Below are 20,657 nucleotides of genomic sequence, written 5' to 3'. Positions count from 1 at the left end.
TTGGGGGTGTGACGGCCATAAGCTATCTATTTTCCGCTTTTTTATTATTGATCCTTATAGGAGTGCGACACATGTCAAAAGGGCATTCGCTACAAGACCCTTACTTGAATACTTTACGTAAAGAGAAAGTGGGGGTTTCCATCTACCTGGTGAACGGTATCAAACTGCAAGGTACGATCGAATCGTTCGACCAGTTCGTGATCCTGCTGAAGAACACCGTCAGCCAGATGGTCTACAAGCACGCTATCTCGACAGTTGTTCCAGTTCGTCCAATCCGTCTGCCTAGCGCAGCAGGTGACGATGCAGCTGACGCTGAGCCAGGTAACGCCTGATAGGAGTCTCCTTTGTTCTTTGAGCGCCACGGTGGTGGTGAGCGAGTCATTCTCGTTCACTTGGATGGACAGGACCCTGAGGCGCGCGAAGATCCGCAGGAGTTTCAGGAGTTGGCAAATTCGGCCGGCGCCGAGACCGTTGCGTTTTTTAACGTGCCGCGTCATCGGCCAACCGCCAAATTCCTGATTGGCAGCGGCAAGGTCGAGGAACTGCGCGACCTGGTGCACGCCGAAGAAGCCGATCTGGTGATCTTCAATCACGTCCTCACACCCAGTCAGGAACGTAACCTCGAACGTGTCTTCGAGTGTCGCGTGATCGACCGTACCGGTCTGATTCTCGATATCTTCGCCCAGCGCGCCCGTACCCATGAAGGCAAGCTCCAGGTTGAACTGGCCCAGCTTGACCACATGAGCACCCGGCTGGTTCGCGGCTGGACTCACCTTGAGCGCCAGGGTGGTGGTATCGGTATGCGCGGCCCGGGTGAAACCCAGCTTGAAACCGACCGACGCCTGTTGCGGGTTCGCCTGCGCCAGATCAAGGGCCGCCTGGAAAAAGTGCGTAGCCAGCGCGAACAGTCACGCCGTGGCCGTTCCCGTGCCGATATTCCTACCGTTTCCCTGGTGGGCTACACCAACGCCGGTAAATCCACGCTGTTCAATAACGTGACGAAGTCCGACGTATACGCGGCCGACCAACTGTTCGCCACCCTCGACCCGACCTTGCGCCGTCTGGACCTGGATGACCTGGGGCCGATTGTCCTGGCGGATACGGTGGGCTTTATTCGTCACTTGCCCCACAAGCTGGTCGAAGCGTTTCGGTCTACGCTCGAAGAGTCGAGCAACTCGGATCTGTTGTTGCACGTGATCGATGCGGCCGAACCGGATCGCATGTTGCAGATTGAACAGGTGATGTTGGTGCTGGGCGAGATTGGTGCACAGGACTTGCCGATCCTCGAGGTCTATAACAAACTCGATTTGCTTGAAGGCGTAGAGCCACAAATTCAACGCGACGAGAACGGCAAGCCCCAGCGGGTATGGCTGTCAGCGCGTGATGGCAGTGGTTTGGAATTGCTCGAGCAAGCCATTGCCGAGCTGTTGGGCAGCGATTTGTTTATCGGCACCTTGCGCTTGCCGCAGCGTTTTGCTCGACTGCGTGCACAGTTTTTCGAGTTGGGCGCAGTGCAGAAAGAAGAACATGACGACGAAGGTGTCAGCTTGCTGGCCGTTCGATTGCCGCGCTCGGAACTGAATCGGCTGGTCAGCCGTGAAGGCGTCGTACCGGCGGAGTTCATCGAACAACACACTTTGCAATAAAAGCCTGAGAAAGCGGTTGTGTCGCAGTAGCAGGCATTCTGTAGCATTGGTCGGCGCGCCGTGGGCGCGTCTTTGCTTTATCAGATGGAGAGCGCTATGGCTTGGAATGAGCCGGGTGGCAACTCGAATAATCAGGATCCTTGGGGTGGTAAGCGCCGCAATAACGGCGACCGCAAGGGGCCGCCGGATCTCGACGAGGCCTTCCGAAAGCTGCAGGAAAGCCTGAATGGGTTGTTCGGTGGTGGGAAAAAAAGTGGTGGTGACGACGGCGGTCGCGCAAGCAAGGGTGGCGGCTATGGCCTGCTGGGCCTGGGTCTTGTCGTGCTGGCGGCCGTATGGCTGTACAGCGCGGTCTACGTAGTCGACGAGCAGGAGCAGGCTGTCGTGCTGCGCTTCGGCAAGTACTACGAGACGGTAGGGCCGGGCCTGAACATCTACTTCCCGCCGATTGACAAGAAGTACATGGAAAACGTCACGCGTGAGCGTGCCTACACCAAGCAGGGCCAGATGCTGACCGAAGACGAGAACATCGTCGAAGTGCCGCTGACCGTGCAGTACAAGATCAGCAACCTGCAGGACTTCGTGCTGAACGTCGACCAGCCTGAGATCAGCCTGCAGCACGCAACCGAAAGCGCCCTGCGCCATGTGGTGGGGTCCACTGCGATGGACCAGGTGCTGACCGAAGGGCGTGAGTTGATGGCCAGCGAAATCAAGGAGCGCCTGCAACGGTTCCTCGATACCTATCGCACCGGTATCACCGTCACTCAGGTGAACGTGCAGAGCGCAGCGGCACCACGTGAAGTGCAGGAAGCCTTTGACGACGTTATCCGCGCCCGTGAAGACGAGCAGCGTTCGCGCAACCAGGCTGAAACCTATGCCAACGGCGTCGTGCCGGAAGCCCGTGGTCAGGCCCAGCGTATCCTTGAGGATGCCAACGGTTACCGTGACGAAGTGGTTTCCCGCGCCAAGGGTGAGGCAGATCGCTTTACCAAGCTGGTTGCCGAGTACCGCAAGGCTCCGGAAGTCACGCGTGAGCGTCTGTACCTGGACACCATGCAGGAAGTCTTCAGCAACACCAGCAAGGTTCTCGTGACCGGCAACAAAGGTGGGCAGAACAACCTGTTGTACCTGCCGCTGGACAAGATGATCGAAGGTGGCCGTAGCGGCACCAACGCGCCGTCTACCGGTTCGACGGCTGCTGCCAACGAAGCGAGCGCCCGTTCGGCCGCTGACTTGCTGCAACAGCAAACACGTACCAGGGAGAGTCGTTGATGAGCAATAAATCGCTGACCGCCCTGATTGTGGGCGTCGTCGTGGTCATCGCTGCCTGGAACTGCTTCTACATCGTGTCTCAGACCGAGCGTGCGGTGTTGCTGCAATTCGGTCGCGTGGTGCAGGCGGACGTCCAGCCAGGCCTGCATGTGAAGGTTCCTTACGTCAACCAGGTGCGCAAGTTCGACGCCCGCCTGATGACCCTGGATGCACCGACGCAACGCTTCCTGACCTTGGAAAAGAAAGCCGTGATGGTTGACGCCTATGCCAAGTGGCGCGTCAAGGATGCCGAGCGTTTCTACACTGCGACCTCCGGCCTCAAGCAGATTGCCGACGAGCGTTTGTCGCGCCGCCTGGAATCGGGCCTGCGTGACCAGTTTGGTAAGCGCACCCTGCACGAGGTGGTGTCCGGTGAACGTGATGCGCTGATGGCTGATATCACGCGCTCGTTGAACACGATGGCGGAAAAAGAGCTGGGCATTGAAGTGATCGATGTTCGGGTCAAGGCCATCGATCTGCCGAAGGAAGTGAACCGCAGCGTGTTCGAGCGCATGAGCACCGAGCGTGAGCGTGAAGCCCGCGAGCACCGTGCCAAGGGTAACGAGTTGGCCGAAGGTATCCGTGCGGATGCCGACCGTCAGCGCCGTGTACTGTTGGCGGAAGCCTATCGCGAGTCTGAAGAGGCCCGTGGTGATGGCGACGCTCAAGCCGCGGCGATCTACGCCAAGGCCTATGGGCAGGACCAGGAGTTCTACGCGTTCTACCGTAGCCTGCGTGCCTACCGTGAAAGCTTCGCAAACAAAACCGACGTCATGGTGCTGGACCCAAGTAGCGAGTTCTTCCGCTACCTGGAAAAAGCCAAGTAATCAGCGCGTTGCTGTGTAGGACTTACTCCGTCGGGCGGCTAAAACGCCTGGCGGGGTGATCCTTTCAGAAAACGGGTGTATGATGCGGCAGCCGGGAAATTCCCGGCTTTTTTGCGTCTGCATGTTTGATTCGGCAGGCGTGACAGGTTTTTCGAGGAAAGTGCCCGACGAGGCCGCTGGCAGGCCGATCGTCACGTCGCTCTTGCGCGTGGTTTATGCAGGCGGCGGGTATTTTCTGCTTCACTCAAGGCTCGGCCGAGGGCTGGCCGCCCGGATCATAGGGGAATGGCGTAATGGCAACGGTAGACCGCTGGCTGCTGCCAGATGGCATCGAAGAAGTACTGCCACCGGAAGCTGCGCGCATTGAAGTAGCGCGTCGCCAGGTGTTGGATCTGTTCCAGAGCTGGGGTTACGAGTTTGTCGTCACCCCTCATATCGAGTACCTGGAATCCCTGCTGACCGGCGCGGGCCAGGACCTGGATTTGCGCACCTTCAAGGTCATCGACCCGCAATCAGGCCGGCAAATGGGTTTCCGTGCCGACATCACGCCGCAAGTGGCGCGTATCGATGCGCACACCCTGCGTCGCGAAGGCCCGAGCCGTCTGTGTTACGCCGGTAGCGTGCTGCACGCGCAGCCTCGTGCCTTGTCGTCTTCCCGCAGCCCGATCCAGCTGGGGGCCGAGTTGTACGGCGATGCCAGCCCAAGCAGCGACGTTGAAGTGATCAGCTTGATGCTGGCCATGCTGCAACTGGCTGATGTGCCGGATGTCCACATGGACCTGGGGCATGTCGGTATCTACCGTGGCCTGGCCCGTGCGGCCGGTTTGTCCGGTGAAGTGGAACAACAGTTGTTCGATGCCCTGCAACGCAAGGCTATCGATGAAGTCATTGCCCTGACCGCTGGCGTGCCTGCCGACCTGGCCGACATGCTGCGTGCGCTGGTGAACCTGTGCGGTGGCCGTGAAGTGCTGGTGGCTGCGCGTGAGCGCCTGGCCAATGCGCCGGCGCCCGTACTGGCTGCGCTGGACGACGTGCTGGCAATTGCCGAGCAGTTGTCGGCGCGCTTCCCGGAGTTGCCGTTGTACTTCGACCTGGGTGAATTGCGCGGCTACCACTACCACACCGGTGTAGTGTTCGCCGTATTTGTCCCGGGTGTTGGCCAGGCCATCGCCCAGGGCGGTCGTTATGACGATATTGGCGCCGACTTCGGTCGCGCCCGCCCGGCGACTGGCTTTTCCACCGATTTGAAAACCCTGGTGACCCTGGGGCGTGCTGAGGTCGAGCTGCCGTCTGGTGGCATCTGGATGCCCGACAGTACGGACGCAGCACTCTGGCAGCAGGTTTGCCAGTTGCGCGGTGAGGGTCAGCGTGTCGTCCGGGCGTTGCCTGGGCAGCCATTGGCCGCCGCCCGTGAAGCGGACTGTGACCGGCAATTGATTCTGCAGAACGGGCTTTGGCAAGTATCGCCACTGGCTTCTTGAGTTTTCCTGCCGGCTATTGCCGGCACCAAGTTTGCGCGAATGAGGACAAGTGTTATGGGTAAGAATGTCGTAGTCCTGGGCACCCAGTGGGGTGATGAGGGCAAAGGCAAGATCGTTGATCTGCTGACCGAACATGCTGCCGCCGTAGTGCGCTACCAAGGTGGTCACAACGCTGGCCACACTCTGGTCATCGATGGCGAAAAAACCGTCTTGCACCTGATCCCGTCGGGCGTGCTGCGCGAAGGCGTGCAGTGCCTGATCGGCAATGGTGTGGTGGTTGCACCTGACGCCTTGCTGCGTGAGATCACCAAGCTGGAAGAGAAAGGCGTACCGGTGCGCGAGCGCCTGCGTATCAGCCCGTCCTGCCCGCTGATCCTGTCCTTCCATGTTGCGTTGGACCAGGCTCGTGAAAAGGCGCGTGGCGAGCTGAAGATCGGTACCACCGGTCGCGGTATCGGCCCGGCCTATGAAGACAAGGTCGCACGCCGTGGCCTGCGTGTGGGCGACCTGCTCAACATGCCGCGCTTTGAAGACAAGCTGCGTGAGCTGGTGGATTACCACAACTTCATGCTGGTGGGTTACTACAAAGAGCCGGCGATCGAGTTCGACAAGACCCTGGCTGAGTGCAAGGAATACGCCGAGCTGCTCAAGCCGTTGATGCTGGACGTGACTGCCGAGCTGCACGAGCTGCGTCGCGCCGGTAAAGACATCATGTTCGAAGGCGCCCAGGGTTCGCTGCTGGACATCGACCACGGTACCTATCCGTACGTGACCAGTTCCAACACCACCGCAGGTGGCGTTGCAACGGGTTCGGGCGTGGGGCCTATGTTCCTGGACTACATCCTGGGCATCACCAAGGCCTACACCACGCGTGTCGGTTCGGGTCCGTTCCCGACTGAGCTGTTCGACGAAGTCGGTGCACACCTGGCCAAGCAAGGTCACGAGTTCGGTGCGACCACCGGGCGTGCCCGTCGTTGCGGCTGGTTCGATGCCGTTATCCTGCGTCGCGCTATCGACGTGAACAGCATCTCGGGCATCTGCCTGACCAAGCTGGACGTACTCGATGGTCTGGAAACCATCAATATCTGCGTTGGCTACAAAGATGCAGATGGCAATAGCGTTGCCCCGACTGACGCCGACAGCTATGTGGGCCTGCAGCCGGTGTACGAAGAAGTGCCGGGCTGGACCGAATCGACCGTGGGTGCCAAGACCCTGGAAGAGCTGCCGGCCAATGCCCGCGCTTACATCAAGCGCGTGGAAGAGCTGATTGGCGCACCGATCGACATTATTTCGACGGGCCCTGACCGCAACGAAACCATCGTTCTGCGTCATCCGTTCGCTTAATAAGCTGTTGATGTAAAAAGCAAAGGGCTCCTTCGGGAGCCCTTTGTCGTTTGTGACGGGCGAACGGCACGGCCCTTGCTTCGCTTCTTCCTTTCGCGGCGCCATCAGATTAATGGCACCCAGGGTGGAGGGATTCTCGATGTCTGCCGTTCTCTCATTGTTACAAAGCCGTCTGTTGCGGCCGGTGTTCGTTACTCTTGGTATCGCTCTTTTGGTGCAAGTGCTGGTGGCCGTCGCTCTGACGCGGAGCACCGTCACTGCGCTTGAGGCTGATTTGGGCAATCGGCTGGGGGTCGATAGCCAGAAGCTGTCTGGCGAGTTGGCCCAGGCCGGTAAGGAAGTCACGTCCAGCCTGGACAGCTTGTCGACCAATACCCGTCAGCGCCTGACAGTGGGGCTTTCAACCCGACTGCAGGAAGAGCAGAAGCAGCTGCGTGCGACTCTGGAAAAAGACCTGAAGGACTCCGCCAATGACATGGCGCAACTGCTGGCCTCGGTGGCGCCCCGCGCCATGTGGGACAGTGACGTGCCGACGCTGTCGGAGTTCGCCCGGCGTGCCCAGCGCAATCCCAACGTACTGTTCGTGGTCTATGACGACGCGGCGGGCGAGCATTTGACCCGCTACCTCAATCGCGAAAACCCGATCAACCAGGCGCTGCTGGAAAAGGGCAAGGGTGAGCGCGCGCTGGATAAAGTGCTGGATGCGGCGAAAGATGATCCGTCAGTGTTCTATGTCGAAGCGTCCATCAGCCCCAACGGTGTGGAAATCGGCAAGGTGCGCATGGGGGTTTCCACCGCTGCAGTGGAGGCGGATCTGGCTGCGCTGGATAAGCGCTTCGCAGCCCTGATCGCCAGTGGCGACCAGTTGGTGGGCGACAGTCTCAAGGGGGCGGCGGCTGACAGCGCTGCCGCCATGGGGGCCCGCTTGCAATCCGCGCAAGCCACGGCCACCCAGATGAGCGCCAACACCGCCAGCGTTGTGCAGGACACCGCCGGCACCTTGCGCTGGCGCATCGGCATGGGCTTGGCGCTGGTTGGTTTCGGCGTGTTGCTGCTGATCGCTATCGTGCTGGGGCGTCGTGTGGTCAATCGCTTGAAGTTGCTGATTGCGGCCATGGATGACTTGGCGGCGGGCGAGGGGGATCTTACCAAACGTGTGCAAATCAATAGCCAGGACGAAATCGGCGCCATGGCCTCGGCGGTCAATCGCTTTGTCGACAAGTTGCAGCCGATTGTGCGCGAGGCGGGCGATGTGGCTCAGCGAACCGGCGTGGAAATCGGGGCCATGACCCAGCGCAATGCCGGTGCTGATGCGGCGGCTGGTTTGCAGCGCGACGAAGTGGCCGAGAGCTTGCGCGCGCTGTCGCAGATGGCGGACGAGGCTCAGGCCGAAAGCCATGCGATGCAAGCGGCGTTGCAGCAGGTAGTGGATATTCGTCAGGCCACGGATGAGAACTCGCGGACTTCCGCGCAAGTCGGCAACTTGATCGAGGCCTTGGCGGGGCAAGTGCAGGCCGGTTCCCAGGTGATCGAGCGGTTGGCGCAGCAGAGTGAGCAGATTGAGGTGGTGCTGACGGTGATCCACGGGATCGCCGAGCAGACCAATCTGTTGGCGCTCAACGCCGCAATCGAGGCGGCGCGGGCCGGAGAGACCGGACGCGGCTTTGCGGTCGTGGCAGATGAGGTGCGGGCATTGGCCAGTAAAACCCAAAGCTCCACCGGTGACATCCAGGCCCATATCGTGGCGTTGCAGCAGGGGGCGCGTGAGGCGGTGGAAACCATCGGCAAGGCCGGGCGCCAGGCCAGCGAAGGGCTGCTGGTGTTGCGCGACAGTGTGCGCTTGCAGCAGACCGTACAGGTGTCGGTTGAGCAGGTGCATGCGGCGATCGGTTTGGCGACGCGTGCGGCCGAGCACCAGGCCCAGGGTGCTCATGCGGTACGGGGGCGGGTCGAGGTGATCCATGCGCAGGCGGAGCGTGCCGCGCAGGCAGTGGTAGAAACCACCGCCAGCGGCAAGGTGCTGGACGGGTTGGCGGCGCAATTGAAGGCGAGCCTGGGGCAGTTCCGGGCCTAGTGGCTCAGGTGCATCCGGGGCGTCAGCGCAGGTGCTGGCACCCCGGCACTGGAGAATGAGCTGTTGGGAATATTTTCGAGCGTCAGAAACGAAAAAACCCGCTTTCGCGGGTTTGATCTGAATTTGGTGCCCAGGAGAAGACTCGAACTTCCACGACCGTAAGGTCACCAGCACCTGAAGCTGGCGTGTCTACCAATTTCACCACCTGGGCATTATCAGCAGCGCTTGCGCTGTTGATGGAGCGAACTATACGGAGGGCTTTTTGATCTGTAAACCCCTGATAACAAAAATATAAATCAATATTCCCGTTAAAAATCAAAGACCTGAAACGAAAAAACCCGCTTTCGCGGGTTTGATCTGAATTTGGTGCCCAGGAGAAGACTCGAACTTCCACGACCTTGCGATCACCAGCACCTGAAGCTGGCGTGTCTACCAATTTCACCACCTGGGCAGCATCAACAACGTTGCCGTCGTCGATGGCGCGCACTATACGGAGCGATTTTTTGGCTGTAAACCCCTGCGATGAAAAAAACCTGGAAAATTTCGCCAATGGTCGTGCAAGGTAGCCGTCAGGGGCTGCAAAAGGCTTTTAAACGCTTGTTGAAACCTGAAATTTCCCGTTTCAATACGCGTATGCCAAACTAACCCTCATATAGACAAGGTGAAAACTCTCTAATGGCCGATTGGCAGTCCCTCGATCCCGAGGCCGCTCGTGAAGCGGAAAAATATGAAAACCCTATTCCTAGCCGCGAACTGATCCTGGCGCATCTCGCCGATCGGGGTTCGCCTGCTAGCCGCGAGCAATTGGTTGAAGAGTTCGGTCTGACCACCGAAGACCAACTCGAAGCGCTGCGCCGCCGCCTGCGTGCCATGGAGCGCGACGCACAACTGATCTACACCCGCCGTGGTACTTACGCGCCGGTGGACAAGCTCGACCTGATCCTGGGCCGTATTGCCGGCCACCGTGACGGTTTCGGCTTTCTGATCCCGGATGACGGCAGCGACGACCTGTTCATGAGCCCGGCGCAAATGCGTCTGGTATTCGATGGCGACCGTGCCCTGGCGCGCGTGTCCGGCCTGGACCGTCGCGGTCGCCGTGAAGGCGTGATCGTCGAGGTCGTATCGCGTGCCCACGAGTCCATCGTCGGCCGTTATTTCGAAGAAGGCGGTATCGGCTTCGTTGTACCGGATAACCCGAAGGTTCAGCAGGAAGTGCTGATTACCCCGGGCCGCAATGGCGCCGCCAAGGTCGGTCAGTTCGTTGAGGTGAAAATCACCCACTGGCCAACGGCGCGCTTCCAGCCGCAGGGCGATATCGTTGAAGTGGTCGGCAACTACATGGCGCCGGGCATGGAAATCGATGTCGCGCTGCGTACCTACGATATTCCTCACGTCTGGCCTGAGGCTGTGCTCAAGGAAGCCGGCAAGCTCAAGCCTGAAGTGGAAGAAAAGGACAAAGAGAAACGCATCGATCTGCGCCATCTGCCGTTCGTGACCATCGACGGCGAAGATGCCCGCGACTTCGACGATGCGGTCTACTGCGAAGCCAAGCCCGGCAAGCTGCGTCTGTTCTCCGGCGGCTGGAAGTTGTACGTGGCGATTGCCGACGTATCCAGCTATGTGAAGATCGGCTCGGCGCTGGACAATGAAGCCCAGGTGCGCGGCAACTCGGTGTACTTCCCCGAGCGCGTGATCCCGATGCTGCCTGAGCAGCTGTCCAACGGCCTGTGCTCGCTGAATCCGAAAGTCGACCGTTTGGCCATGGTGTGCGAGATGACTATCTCGAAAACCGGCGAAATGACCGATTACCAGTTCTACGAAGCGGTGATCCATTCCCAGGCGCGCCTGACCTACAACAAGGTCAGCACCATCCTGGAAACACCGAAGACCAGCGAAGCCAAGGCCCTGCGTGCCGAATACGCTGGCGTGGTGCCGCACCTCAAGCAGCTGTATGCGCTGTACAAGGTGTTGCTGGGTGCACGTCATACCCGTGGCGCGATCGATTTTGAAACCCAGGAAACCCGGATTGTCTTCGGTTCCGAGCGCAAGATCGCCGCAATCACCCCGACCACGCGTAACGATGCGCACAAGCTGATCGAGGAATGCATGCTGGCGGCCAACGTGGCCACCGCCGAATTCCTGAAAAAGCATGAAATCCCTGCGTTGTACCGTGTGCACGATGGCCCGCCACCTGAGCGACTGGAAAAACTGCGCGCGTTCCTCGGTGAGCTAGGCCTGTCCCTGCATAAAGGCAAGGACGGCCCGACGCCGAAGGATTACCAGGCTTTGCTGGCCGGCATCAAAGATCGTCCGGATTACCATGTGATCCAGACCGTCATGCTGCGCTCGCTGAGTCAGGCGGTGTACAGCGCCGACAACCAGGGGCACTTCGGTCTGAATTACGAGGCGTACACCCACTTCACCTCGCCGATCCGCCGTTACCCGGACCTGCTGACGCACCGGGCGATCCGCAGCGTGATCCACTCCAAGCAGAACACCCCGCACGTCAAGCGCGCCGGTGCGATGACCATTCCGAAGGCGCGCATCTATCCGTACGACGAAGCGGCCCTGGAACAGTTGGGCGAGCAGTGTTCCATGAGCGAGCGTCGTGCCGATGAAGCGACCCGCGACGTGGTGAACTGGCTCAAGTGCGAGTTCATGAAGGATCGCGTTGGCGAGTCGTTCCCTGGCGTGATCACGGCCGTGACCGGTTTTGGTTTGTTCGTCGAGCTGACCGACATCTATGTCGAGGGCCTGGTGCACGTGACTGCCTTGCCGGGTGACTACTATCACTTCGATCCTGTGCATCACCGCCTGGCGGGTGAGCGTACCGGTCGCAGTTTCCGTCTGGGTGACACCGTGGAAGTGCAGGTCATGCGCGTTGATCTCGACGAGCGCAAGATCGACTTCGGCATGTCTGACAAACCCGCCGAATCACCGGGCAGTCGCAAAAAACGTGGGGGTGATACCCCGGCGCCAGCCTCCAAAGGCAAAAGTGCTCCTGCGAAAGCCGCCGAGCCTGAGTCCGCCAAGGCCGGCCGTCGTTCTTCCAGCAAGGACAAGGTCTCCGAAGCCTACCGCCCAAGCGATGCCGCGGCTAAAAACGCTGAGGTACGCAAGAGTCGCGAGTTGAAGCAGCAGTTGCTCAACGAAGCCAAAAGCGGTGGTAAACCGGCGTCGGGCGGTAAGTCGCGTGGGCCGGAAAGCTCGTCGAGCAAGACCAGTAAACATCGTAAAGGCCCGTCCAAGACGGGTTCGGCTCCTGCAAAGAACAGTGGGTCGCGCAAACCTAAGGCCAAGTCATGAGTCTGGAAAAAATCTACGGCGTGCACGCCGTAGAAGCATTGCTGCGTCACCATCCCAAGCGCGTCAAACAAGTGTGGCTGGCCGAAGGCCGCAGTGAGCCGCGTGTGCAAACGCTGGTCGAGTTGGCCAACGAAAACCGCGTCGCCATCGGCCAGGCTGAGCGTCGTGAGATGGATGCGTGGGTGGAAGGTGTGCACCAGGGTGTGGTCGCGGACGTCAGTCCGAGCCAGGTCTGGGGCGAAGCGATGCTGGATGAACTGCTCGACCGCACCGAAGGTGCGCCGCTGCTGCTGGTGCTGGACGGTGTGACCGACCCGCACAACCTCGGCGCTTGCCTGCGCTCGGCAGATGCCGCCGGTGCGCTGGCGGTGATCGTGCCTAAGGACAAGTCGGCTACCTTGACGCCGGTCGTGCGTAAAGTCGCCTGTGGCGCGGCGGAAGTTATTCCGCTGGTGGCCGTGACCAACCTGGCGCGTACCCTGGAAAAACTCCAGCAGCGTGGCCTGTGGGTGGTGGGTACGGCAGGGGAGGCCGAGGTCAGTATTTATGACCAGGACCTCACCGGCCCGACCATCTTGATCATGGGCGCCGAAGGCAAGGGCATGCGCCGCCTGACCCGTGAGCATTGCGATTACCTGGTGCATTTGCCGATGGCCGGTAGCGTCAGCAGTCTTAACGTGTCGGTCGCGACGGGTGTGTGCCTGTTCGAGGTCCAGCGTCAGCGTGGCGCGAAGGCTAAAACCAAGAAGTAATCTCGAGCCGGGCCTGGATCCAAACTGTGGGAGGGGGCTTGCTCCCCTCCTAGAGCTATTCTGGGGTGTATGGAAGATTGTTCAAATAATCACCAATCACCTTGCGCGCTTTCTCCCCCTTCTCTACAATTGCGCCCCTTGCCTTCCTGGCAGGCACCGATGTGCCTCCGTGCGGCAAGATCCATAAGTGTCATTCACTCCTTGTCTGACCGTTTTTGAGCGGCAGGCTACAACCCGTAAGGAGCATTCATGCGTCATTACGAAATCATCTTTTTGGTCCACCCGGATCAAAGCGAGCAAGTCGGCGGCATGGTTGAGCGTTACACCAAGCTGATCGAAGAAGACGGCGGCAAAATCCACCGTCTGGAAGATTGGGGCCGTCGTCAACTGGCCTACGCAATCAACAATGTTCACAAGGCTCACTACGTGATGCTGAACGTTGAGTGCACCGGCAAGGCCCTGGCCGAGCTGGAAGACAACTTCCGCTACAACGATGCAGTGATCCGTAACCTGGTCATCCGTCGCGAAGAAGCCGTTACCGGCCAATCCGAGATGCTCAAGGCTGAAGAAAACCGCAGTGAGCGCCGTGAGCGTCGCGACCGTCCTGAGCACGAAGGCGCTGATAGCGCTGACAGTGATGACAGCGACAACAGCGATAACGCTGACGAGTAATCCACGGACCTTTTAAGGAGCCTATCAAATGGCACGTTTCTTCCGTCGTCGTAAATTCTGCCGCTTCACCGCTGAAGACGTGAAAGAGATCGATTACAAAGATCTCAACACTCTGAAAGCCTACGTATCCGAGACCGGCAAAATCGTTCCAAGCCGTATCACCGGTACCAAAGCTCGTTATCAGCGTCAGCTGGCCACCGCTATCAAGCGCGCCCGCTTCCTGGCCCTGCTGGCCTACACCGACAGCCACGGCCGCTGAGACCGGGCAGTCGACAAGTAGTAAGGGATTGAATGCATGCGCGCCTTAGCTGAGTTCATCATGCGCGGCCGTGTGCAGGCCACTCTGGTAGTGGCTGGCTTTGCGGCATTGCCGTTGTTTTATTGGTTGGGTGCTGCTGCAGGCTGCCTTGTGCTCCTGCGGCGCGGTTTGAAGGACGCCGTTGGCGTTCTTGCCCTGGGATTGTTGCCGGCCTTGATCTGGTGGCTGCAATTGGGTGATCCACGGGTACTTCTGGTACTGCTGGGGTCATCGAGCCTTGCGTTGGTTTTGCGCGCAAGTGAGTCCTGGGTCCGTACGCTGCTGGTCAGCGTGGCATTGGGTTTGGTGTATTCGGTGATGCTTGGCGCGGCTTTCCGCCCACAGATCGAGGCGCTGGCACAAGAGATCGTCAAGATCCTGCCGCTGGCCCTCGGGGATATCTACCAGCAATTGTCGGTAGATGAGCGAGCGCGGTTTGTGTCACTGATTGCCCCGGTCCTGACCGGCCTGATTGCGGCATTGTTGCAGGTTGTCAGCGTTATGAGCCTGATTCTTGGGCGTTACTGGCAGGCGTTGTTGTACAACCTGGGTGGTTTTGGTCGCGAATTTCGCAGTATCAGAATCCCGACGGGGCCGGCGATGTTGCTGCTGGCGTGCATGGTTGTCGGACCGAACTTCGGTCCTCAGATGGCCTTGCTGGCGCCGATTTGCAGCGTACCGCTGGTGTTTGCCGGACTGGCCCTGATTCATGGGCTTGTTGCGCGAAAGCGCCTGGCCAGGTTCTGGCTGGTGGGGTTGTACGTCACGCTGTTGCTGTTCATGCAGCTGATCTATCCGTTACTCGTGGTCTTGGCCATTGTCGACGGCCTGATTGATTTTCGCGGTCGTCTGGCGCCGAAAGACGCCGATAACGCGAACGGTGAAGGTTAAAAGTTAGAGGATTTTCACATGCAACTGATCCTTCTGGAAAAAGTCGCCAACCTGGGCAACCTGGGCGACAAAGTGAACGTTAAGGCCGGCTACGGTCGTAACTACCTGCTGCCATACGGCAAAGCCACCGCTGCGACCGCTGCCAACCTGGCTGCGTTTGAAGAGCGTCGTGCTGAGCTGGAAAAAGCAGCAGCAGACAAAAAAGCTTCGGCTGAAACTCGCGCTGCCCAACTGGCTGAGCTGGAAGTGACTATCACTGCCACCGCCGGTGACGAAGGCAAGCTGTTCGGTTCGATCGGCACCCACGACATCGCTGATGCACTGACCGCTTCGGGCGTTGAAGTGCAGAAGAGCGAAGTTCGTCTGCCGAACGGCACCATCCGCAACGTAGGCGAATTCGACGTAGCCGTGCACCTGCACGCTGAAGTTGAAGCCACCGTACGCGTTGTCGTGGTAGCAGCTTAAGTCGCACCTAACTGGCTGGCACCTCGTGTGCCGGGCGGTTAACATCGGGCACGATCCTGTTTACAGGTCGTGCCTTTTGTTTTTCTACAGACCCCCAATTCCAAGTGGCCATGAACGATATTTCAGCTCCTGAGCAATACGATCTGCAAACCGCTGCCCTGAAGGTGCCGCCGCATTCCATCGAGGCCGAACAGGCCGTGCTCGGTGGCTTGATGCTGGACAACAACGCCTGGGAACGCGTGCTGGATCAAGTCTCGGACGGTGATTTCTATCGGCATGACCACCGCTTGATCTTCCGCGCCATCGCCAAACTGGCCGATCAGAACTCGCCGATCGACGTGGTGACCCTGGCCGAACAACTCGACAAGGAAGGCCAGACCTCCCAGGTCGGCGGCCTCGGTTACCTGGGTGAGCTGGCGAAAAACACGCCGTCCGTCGCCAACATCAAGGCCTATGCCCAGATCGTTCGCCAGCGGGCCACTCTGCGTCAATTGATCGGTATCAGCACCGAAATCGCCGACAGTGCGTTCAACCCCGAAGGGCGTACCGCCGAAGAGATCCTGGATGAGGCCGAGCGCCAGATCTTCCAGATTGCTGAGGCGCGCCCCAAGACCGGCGGCCCGGTAGGCGTCAACGAGCTGTTGACCAAGGCCATCGATCGCATCGACACCCTGTTCAACACCGATGCCGCCATTACCGGTATTTCCACCGGCTACACCGACCTCGACGAGAAAACCAGCGGCCTGCAACCGGCCGACTTGATCATCGTCGCCGGCCGTCCGTCCATGGGTAAGACCACCTTTGCGATGAACCTGGTGGAAAACGCCGTGTTGCGCAGCGACAAGACCGTCCTGGTGTATTCCCTGGAGATGCCAGGCGAATCGCTGGTCATGCGGATGCTCTCGTCGCTGGGGCGTATCGACCAGACCAAGGTACGTTCCGGCCAGCTGGAAGATGACGATTGGCCACGCCTCACCTCGGCGGTCAACCTGCTCAACGATCGCAAGCTGTTCATCGACGACACCGCGGGCATCAGCCCCTCCGAGATGCGTGCGCGTACGCGGCGCCTGGTGCGTGAACACGGTGACATCGCCCTGATCATGATCGACTACCTGCAGTTGATGCAGATCCCAGGCTCCAGCGGCGACAACCGTACCAATGAGATTTCTGAAATCTCCCGGTCCTTGAAAGCCCTGGCCAAGGAATTCAACTGCCCGGTGGTGGCGCTGTCCCAGCTCAACCGCTCCCTGGAGCAACGTCCCAACAAGCGTCCGGTGAACTCCGACTTGCGCGAATCCGGAGCGATCGAGCAGGACGCCGACGTGATCATGTTCGTCTACCGCGACGAGGTGTATCACCCGGAAACCGAGCACAAGGGCATTGCCGAGATCATCATCGGCAAGCAGCGGAACGGTCCTATCGGATTTATCCGCCTGGCGTTTATCGGCAAATACACCCGCTTCGAGAACCTCGCGCCGGGTAGCTACAATTTCGACGACGACGAATAAGCCATCTGCTCAATTCCGACCGTTATCGTCGGAATTGGTCAAAATTTGTGCTATATTTCGCGCCCGCGATTTTTCATCGCAGTTTTTTCATCTCAACACCGGTCACCGTCATGCAAACAGCCAAGCCGTTATTTGACTATCCCAAGTACTGGGCCGAGTGTTTCGGTCCAGCGCCGTTCCTGCCGATGAGCAGGGAGGAGATGGATCAGCTTGGCTGGGATTCCTGCGACATCATCATCGTCACCGGTGATGCCTACGTTGACCATCCGTCGTTCGGCATGGCGATCATCGGCCGGCTGCTGGAGTCCCAGGGCTTTCGCGTCGGGATCATTGCCCAGCCGAACTGGCAGTCCAAAGACGACTTCATGAAGCTCGGCGAGCCGAACCTGTTCTTCGGCGTCGCGGCCGGCAACATGGACTCCATGATCAACCGCTACACCGCCGACAAGAAAATCCGCTCCGACGACGCCTACACTCCCGGCGGCATGGCCGGCAAGCGCCCGGACCGTGCAAGCCTGGTGTACAGCCAGCGTTGCAAGGAAGCCTATAAGCACGTGCCGATCGTGCTCGGCGGCATTGAAGCGTCCCTGCGCCGCATCGCCCACTATGACTACTGGCAGGACCGTGTGCGCAACTCGATCCTGATCGACGCCAGCGCCGATATCCTGCTGTACGGCAACGCCGAGCGGGCGATCGTCGAGGTTGCCCAGCGCCTGTCGTGGGGCCACAAGATCGAAGACATCACCGACGTACGCGGCACCGCATTCATACGCCGTGATACACCGGCGGGCTGGTACGAAGTGGACTCCACCCGTATCGACCGTCCGGGCAAGATCGACAAGATCATCAACCCGTACGTGAACACCCAGGACACCCAGGCTTGCGCCATCGAGCAGGAAAAGGGGCCGGTTGAGGATCCGACGGAGGCCAAGGTTGTGCAGATCCTGGCCAGCCCGAAGATGACCCGCGACAAGACCGTGATCCGCCTGCCCTCGGTGGAAAAGGTGCGCAACGACGCCGTGCTCTACGCCCACGCCAACCGCGTGCTGCACCTGGAGACCAACCCGGGCAACGCCCGCGCCCTGGTGCAGAAGCACGGTGAAGTGGACGTGTGGTTCAACCCGCCGCCCATCCCGATGACCACCGAAGAAATGGACTACGTGTTCGGCATGCCTTACGCACGTATCCCGCACCCGGCGTATGGCAAGGAAAAAATCCCGGCCTACGACATGATCCGTTTCTCGGTGAACATCATGCGTGGCTGCTTCGGCGGCTGCACGTTCTGCTCGATCACCGAGCACGAAGGTCGCATCATCCAGAACCGTTCCGAAGAGTCGATCATTCGCGAGATCGAAGAGATCCGCGACAAGGTTCCCGGCTTTACCGGAGTGATCTCCGACCTCGGCGGCCCGACCGCGAACATGTACCGCATCGCCTGCAAGAGCCCGGAAATCGAATCTGCGTGCCGCAAGCCATCGTGTGTGTTCCCGGGCATCTGCCCGAACCTGAACACCGACCATTCGTCGTTGATCCAGCTGTACCGCAGCGCCCGTGCATTGCCGGGTGTGAAGAAGATCCTGATCGCCTCCGGCCTGCGTTACGACCTGGCCGTCGAGTCGCCGGAGTACGTCAAGGAGTTGGTCACCCATCACGTCGGTGGCTACCTCAAGATCGCCCCGGAGCATACCGAGGAAGGTCCGCTCAACCAGATGATGAAGCCGGGCATTGGCAGCTATGACAAGTTCAAGCGCATGTTCGAGAAGTACACCAAGGAAGCGGGCAAGGAGCAGTACCTGATTCCTTACTTCATCGCGGCTCACCCTGGCACCACCGATGAAGACATGATGAACCTGGCCCTGTGGCTCAAGGGCAACGGCTTCCGCGCCGACCAGGTGCAGGCGTTCTACCCGTCACCGATGGCCACGGCCACGGCGATGTACCACTCGGGCAAGAACCCGCTGCGCAAGGTTACCTACAAGAGCGACGCGGTGACCATCGTCAAGAGCGAGGAGCAGCGCCGCCTGCACAAGGCGTTCCTGCGTTATCACGACCCGAAAGGCTGGCCGATGCTGCGTGAGGCATTGACCCGCATGGGCCGTGCCGACCTGATCGGGCCGGGCAAGGACCAACTGATCCCGCTGCATCAACCGGCTACCGACAGCTACCAGAGCGCCCGTCGCAAGAACTCGACACCGGCAGGCAGCCACAAGGTCGCCAAGGACACCACCACCAGGGTCCTGACCCAGCACACCGGCCTGCCACCGCGTGGCAGCGACGGCAGCAACCCGTGGGACAAGCGCGAGCAAGCCAAGGCCGCAGCCCAGGCGCGCAACAAGCAAGCCGCCAAGGAGCGCACCGATGCGGCCAAGGGCAAAGGCAAGAAGCCTGCCCGCAAGCCGGTCGTGCCGCGTTGATCGCAGCTTGAAACGCAAAACGCCAGCCTCGTGCTGGCGTTTTGCTTTCTAGGCGTTGGGTAGCCTGTTTGTTAAGGTGTCGCCCATTGAGCCGTCATCGGGGGCAAGCCCCCTCCCACATTGGATCGGGTTCACACATCAAAGGGTGGGAGGGGGCTTGCCCCCGATAGCGTCAGTCCAGTCACCCCCCTCTTTTCAAGGAAGAACACCCATGGGCAACCCCCTGGCCAGCATCGGCATGGACTTCAACCGCTCCCAGTTCATGGCCCGCCAGCGCATCGAAAGCCAGATCAACCTGCCGCGCCTGTTTGCGGCCATTGACGCCGACCCCGGCATTGTCGGCGCGGGTGTCGTGTACATCGACGCCGACTTTAATGTCGTGACCCTGCGTGAATTCAAGCCCATCTGCAGCATCAAGCCCAAGCGCGTCATTATCCGTGAGGCGCAGAAGTACATCGCGCCAGCTCAGTTTGTCGAGCAGGTGAAGACCGACCCGCGAGAAGAGCGCCTGAGGAAGGAGGTGTTCGACATGGGCTTGTCCTGCGGCGCCGCCGTGATCGGCTGGATTGTGGTGTTCAGCGGTAGCGTTGCGGTGCCGTTCACGGCCGGTGCCAGCGCTTTTGTGGTCGGCATTGGCGTGACGGCGGCGCTGGCCGGCAGTGCGCAATGTGGGTTCGGTGTAGCGCGCACCTACAACGAGATTCTTGACCCCGACGCTAACGATCGCTTGGACGATACCGAGTGGTACAACGCCGTTTCCCCCGTGCTCGATGCGGTCTCATTGGTGGGTATCGGGACCGGCGCGCTCACAACCGTGAAACTGCTCAAGGCCAACAAGGCCGCCGCGCTTGGCAAGAGTTGGTACCAGTTGCTCAAGGGCTTGAGCCGTCAGGAGCGTAAAAAGCTGACCAAGGAGCTGTTAAGCCTGCGCGATCCCAGCCTCACGCCCAAGTTGCTCAAGTTGCAGCAGCGCGCGGGCAAATTGACCAAGAGCTATACGTCCACCGAAATTCGTCACGCCACCCTCACCCAGATGAAGGATGCGCTGGGCGGCCTGCTGGGTATCGTGGGCAGCTATCGCAGCGGTAACGTGGGCACCGCCAGTACCCTGGCGATCGGCTTGTACGAGGACCTGACGGAATGAGCGGCTTTCCCGACATGGCGGCCTTCCTGCGCCGCTATTTTCCGGTTTTCATGGGCACGATCTTCATGGCGATCTTTTCCGGTTCGTCTGCTGTGTCCATGGCAGGGGTGACTTATTGGCGCGACGCTGATCCGGCGCTCAAGTCCAGCTACTCCGGGCTGCTGATCCTGCTGCTGGTAGTCGTGATCGTATTCAGCAACGTCATGATTGCGCGCGGACGCACCTGGGCCACTGGCCTGGTGGCGGTTTACCTGGGCGGCTGTCTGCTGTTTGTATTGCCGATGATTCAGTATCACCTTCATGCGCTGGCTTACGGCTCGGGAGTGTTTTTCCCGCTGATGGGGTTGTTATTGCTCAACAGCAAGCGCCACCGTGAAATGCGCCAGAAGCTGGTCGAGGTCCGTCACCTGCGTGAAACCATGATCGCTCAACGCAAAACCCATTGACTGGGTAGATTCGCCACCTGTCTTCGCAGGTTCGCCACAATTATGTGCGAGCCTCGCACCACGGCACTCACCTGGGCG

Annotated in this window: 16 protein-coding genes, 2 tRNA genes and 2 pseudogenes; 18 read left to right on the top strand and 2 right to left on the bottom strand. The window is 59.9% G+C overall.

Going from position 1 to position 20,657, the window contains the following annotated elements; all coding sequences use genetic code 11:
* Nucleotides 1–71 precede the first annotated feature (71 nt).
* From hfq to ACQRBT_RS06555, 8 genes and pseudogenes are all read left to right on the top strand, one after another.
* The gene (gene hfq, locus ACQRBT_RS06590) at nucleotides 72–332 is read left to right on the top strand and encodes an RNA chaperone Hfq (RefSeq protein ID WP_003171355.1); all 261 of its coding nucleotides are present in this window, start codon (nucleotides 72–74) and stop codon (nucleotides 330–332) included.
* Nucleotides 333–344: 12 nt separating this feature from the next.
* The gene (gene hflX, locus ACQRBT_RS06585) at nucleotides 345–1,646 is read left to right on the top strand and encodes a ribosome rescue GTPase HflX (RefSeq protein ID WP_090367139.1); all 1,302 of its coding nucleotides are present in this window, start codon (nucleotides 345–347) and stop codon (nucleotides 1,644–1,646) included.
* A gap of 96 nt (nucleotides 1,647–1,742) precedes the next feature.
* On the top strand, nucleotides 1,743–2,918 hold the full coding sequence (gene hflK, locus ACQRBT_RS06580; protein WP_244384522.1) for an FtsH protease activity modulator HflK: 1,176 nt from the start codon (nucleotides 1,743–1,745) through the stop codon (nucleotides 2,916–2,918).
* Nucleotides 2,918–3,784 carry a protease modulator HflC gene (hflC, locus tag ACQRBT_RS06575; RefSeq protein ID WP_060755102.1) on the top strand — a complete coding sequence of 289 codons (867 nt, stop codon included), beginning with the start codon at nucleotides 2,918–2,920 and terminating at the stop codon, nucleotides 3,782–3,784. The genes hflK and hflC overlap by 1 nt, the downstream gene beginning before the upstream one ends.
* A 293-nt stretch (nucleotides 3,785–4,077) precedes the next feature.
* Nucleotides 4,078–5,265, top strand: a complete 1,188-nt coding sequence (locus ACQRBT_RS06570) for an ATP phosphoribosyltransferase regulatory subunit (protein WP_412046600.1) — start codon at nucleotides 4,078–4,080, stop codon at nucleotides 5,263–5,265.
* 54 nt (nucleotides 5,266–5,319) lie between these two features.
* Nucleotides 5,320–6,609, top strand: a complete 1,290-nt coding sequence (locus ACQRBT_RS06565) for an adenylosuccinate synthase (protein ID WP_198760899.1) — start codon at nucleotides 5,320–5,322, stop codon at nucleotides 6,607–6,609.
* Nucleotides 6,610–6,721: 112 nt separating this feature from the next.
* Nucleotides 6,722–7,825, top strand: a pseudogene (locus ACQRBT_RS06560) (HAMP domain-containing protein); the annotation flags it as partial.
* 342 nt (nucleotides 7,826–8,167) lie between these two features.
* Nucleotides 8,168–8,683, top strand: a pseudogene (locus ACQRBT_RS06555) (methyl-accepting chemotaxis protein); the annotation flags it as partial.
* A 124-nt stretch (nucleotides 8,684–8,807) separates the two neighbouring features.
* On the opposite strand, the gene ACQRBT_RS06550 reads toward ACQRBT_RS06555, so the two are convergent.
* Nucleotides 8,808–8,894, bottom strand: a tRNA-Leu gene (locus ACQRBT_RS06550).
* A gap of 153 nt (nucleotides 8,895–9,047) precedes the next feature.
* Nucleotides 9,048–9,134: transfer RNA gene (locus tag ACQRBT_RS06545), tRNA-Leu, on the bottom strand.
* 224 nt (nucleotides 9,135–9,358) lie between these two features.
* Between ACQRBT_RS06545 and rnr the strand changes: the two genes are divergently transcribed.
* The 10 genes from rnr (at nucleotide 9,359) to ACQRBT_RS06495 (ending at nucleotide 20,579) form a co-directional block, all read left to right on the top strand.
* Complete coding sequence (gene rnr / locus ACQRBT_RS06540) at nucleotides 9,359–11,989, top strand: ribonuclease R (RefSeq protein WP_412046601.1); 2,631 nt, start codon at nucleotides 9,359–9,361, stop codon at nucleotides 11,987–11,989.
* A complete protein-coding gene (rlmB, locus tag ACQRBT_RS06535; RefSeq protein ID WP_412046602.1) occupies nucleotides 11,986–12,741 on the top strand; it encodes a 23S rRNA (guanosine(2251)-2'-O)-methyltransferase RlmB in 756 nt (251 codons plus the stop codon). The genes rnr and rlmB overlap by 4 nt, the downstream gene beginning before the upstream one ends.
* Nucleotides 12,742–12,990: 249 nt before the next feature.
* Complete coding sequence (rpsF, locus tag ACQRBT_RS06530; RefSeq protein WP_003236224.1) at nucleotides 12,991–13,413, top strand: 30S ribosomal protein S6; 423 nt, start codon at nucleotides 12,991–12,993, stop codon at nucleotides 13,411–13,413.
* A 28-nt stretch (nucleotides 13,414–13,441) separates the two neighbouring features.
* Nucleotides 13,442–13,672, top strand: coding sequence for a 30S ribosomal protein S18 (gene rpsR / locus ACQRBT_RS06525; protein ID WP_002551829.1), 231 nt, complete (start codon nucleotides 13,442–13,444; stop codon nucleotides 13,670–13,672).
* A 36-nt stretch (nucleotides 13,673–13,708) separates the two neighbouring features.
* Nucleotides 13,709–14,602 (top strand): hypothetical protein, encoded by an 894-nt coding sequence (locus ACQRBT_RS06520; RefSeq protein ID WP_412046603.1) that lies wholly within the window; start codon nucleotides 13,709–13,711, stop codon nucleotides 14,600–14,602.
* Between the two features lie 18 nt (nucleotides 14,603–14,620).
* Entirely contained in the window at nucleotides 14,621–15,067 is a 447-nt protein-coding gene (gene rplI, locus ACQRBT_RS06515) for a 50S ribosomal protein L9 (protein WP_003171376.1), read from the top strand.
* A 110-nt stretch (nucleotides 15,068–15,177) separates the two neighbouring features.
* Complete coding sequence (gene dnaB / locus ACQRBT_RS06510; RefSeq protein ID WP_060755095.1) at nucleotides 15,178–16,575, top strand: replicative DNA helicase; 1,398 nt, start codon at nucleotides 15,178–15,180, stop codon at nucleotides 16,573–16,575.
* A 110-nt stretch (nucleotides 16,576–16,685) separates the two neighbouring features.
* Nucleotides 16,686–18,989 carry a YgiQ family radical SAM protein gene (locus tag ACQRBT_RS06505; protein ID WP_060755094.1) on the top strand — a complete coding sequence of 768 codons (2,304 nt, stop codon included), beginning with the start codon at nucleotides 16,686–16,688 and terminating at the stop codon, nucleotides 18,987–18,989.
* 211 nt (nucleotides 18,990–19,200) lie between these two features.
* A complete protein-coding gene (locus ACQRBT_RS06500; protein ID WP_060755093.1) occupies nucleotides 19,201–20,133 on the top strand; it encodes a hypothetical protein in 933 nt (310 codons plus the stop codon).
* Nucleotides 20,130–20,579 carry a hypothetical protein gene (locus tag ACQRBT_RS06495; protein ID WP_060755092.1) on the top strand — a complete coding sequence of 150 codons (450 nt, stop codon included), beginning with the start codon at nucleotides 20,130–20,132 and terminating at the stop codon, nucleotides 20,577–20,579. Before ACQRBT_RS06500 ends, ACQRBT_RS06495 begins: the two co-directional genes overlap by 4 nt.
* Nucleotides 20,580–20,657 lie beyond the last annotated feature (78 nt).

The organism is Pseudomonas sp. R19M, from assembly GCF_050312585.1.
GTDB lineage: Bacteria > Pseudomonadota > Gammaproteobacteria > Pseudomonadales > Pseudomonadaceae > Aquipseudomonas > Aquipseudomonas palleroniana.
This window is presented reverse-complemented; position numbering and strand designations above follow the sequence as displayed.

What these genes read in the sequence shown, in the direction of transcription:
- hfq (WP_003171355.1), top strand. Translation starts at nt 72, where the DNA reads ATGTCAAAAGGGCATTCGCTACAAGACCCTTACTTGAATACTTTACGT.
- hflK (WP_244384522.1), top strand. Translation starts at nt 1,743, where the DNA reads ATGGCTTGGAATGAGCCGGGTGGCAACTCGAATAATCAGGATCCTTGG.
- hflC (WP_060755102.1), top strand. Translation starts at nt 2,918, where the DNA reads ATGAGCAATAAATCGCTGACCGCCCTGATTGTGGGCGTCGTCGTGGTC.
- ACQRBT_RS06570 (WP_412046600.1), top strand. Translation starts at nt 4,078, where the DNA reads ATGGCAACGGTAGACCGCTGGCTGCTGCCAGATGGCATCGAAGAAGTA.
- ACQRBT_RS06565 (WP_198760899.1), top strand. Translation starts at nt 5,320, where the DNA reads ATGGGTAAGAATGTCGTAGTCCTGGGCACCCAGTGGGGTGATGAGGGC.
- rnr (WP_412046601.1), top strand. Translation starts at nt 9,359, where the DNA reads ATGGCCGATTGGCAGTCCCTCGATCCCGAGGCCGCTCGTGAAGCGGAA.
- rlmB (WP_412046602.1), top strand. Translation starts at nt 11,986, where the DNA reads ATGAGTCTGGAAAAAATCTACGGCGTGCACGCCGTAGAAGCATTGCTG.
- rpsF (WP_003236224.1), top strand. Translation starts at nt 12,991, where the DNA reads ATGCGTCATTACGAAATCATCTTTTTGGTCCACCCGGATCAAAGCGAG.
- rpsR (WP_002551829.1), top strand. Translation starts at nt 13,442, where the DNA reads ATGGCACGTTTCTTCCGTCGTCGTAAATTCTGCCGCTTCACCGCTGAA.
- ACQRBT_RS06520 (WP_412046603.1), top strand. Translation starts at nt 13,709, where the DNA reads ATGCGCGCCTTAGCTGAGTTCATCATGCGCGGCCGTGTGCAGGCCACT.
- rplI (WP_003171376.1), top strand. Translation starts at nt 14,621, where the DNA reads ATGCAACTGATCCTTCTGGAAAAAGTCGCCAACCTGGGCAACCTGGGC.
- dnaB (WP_060755095.1), top strand. Translation starts at nt 15,178, where the DNA reads ATGAACGATATTTCAGCTCCTGAGCAATACGATCTGCAAACCGCTGCC.
- ACQRBT_RS06505 (WP_060755094.1), top strand. Translation starts at nt 16,686, where the DNA reads ATGCAAACAGCCAAGCCGTTATTTGACTATCCCAAGTACTGGGCCGAG.
- ACQRBT_RS06500 (WP_060755093.1), top strand. Translation starts at nt 19,201, where the DNA reads ATGGGCAACCCCCTGGCCAGCATCGGCATGGACTTCAACCGCTCCCAG.
- ACQRBT_RS06495 (WP_060755092.1), top strand. Translation starts at nt 20,130, where the DNA reads ATGAGCGGCTTTCCCGACATGGCGGCCTTCCTGCGCCGCTATTTTCCG.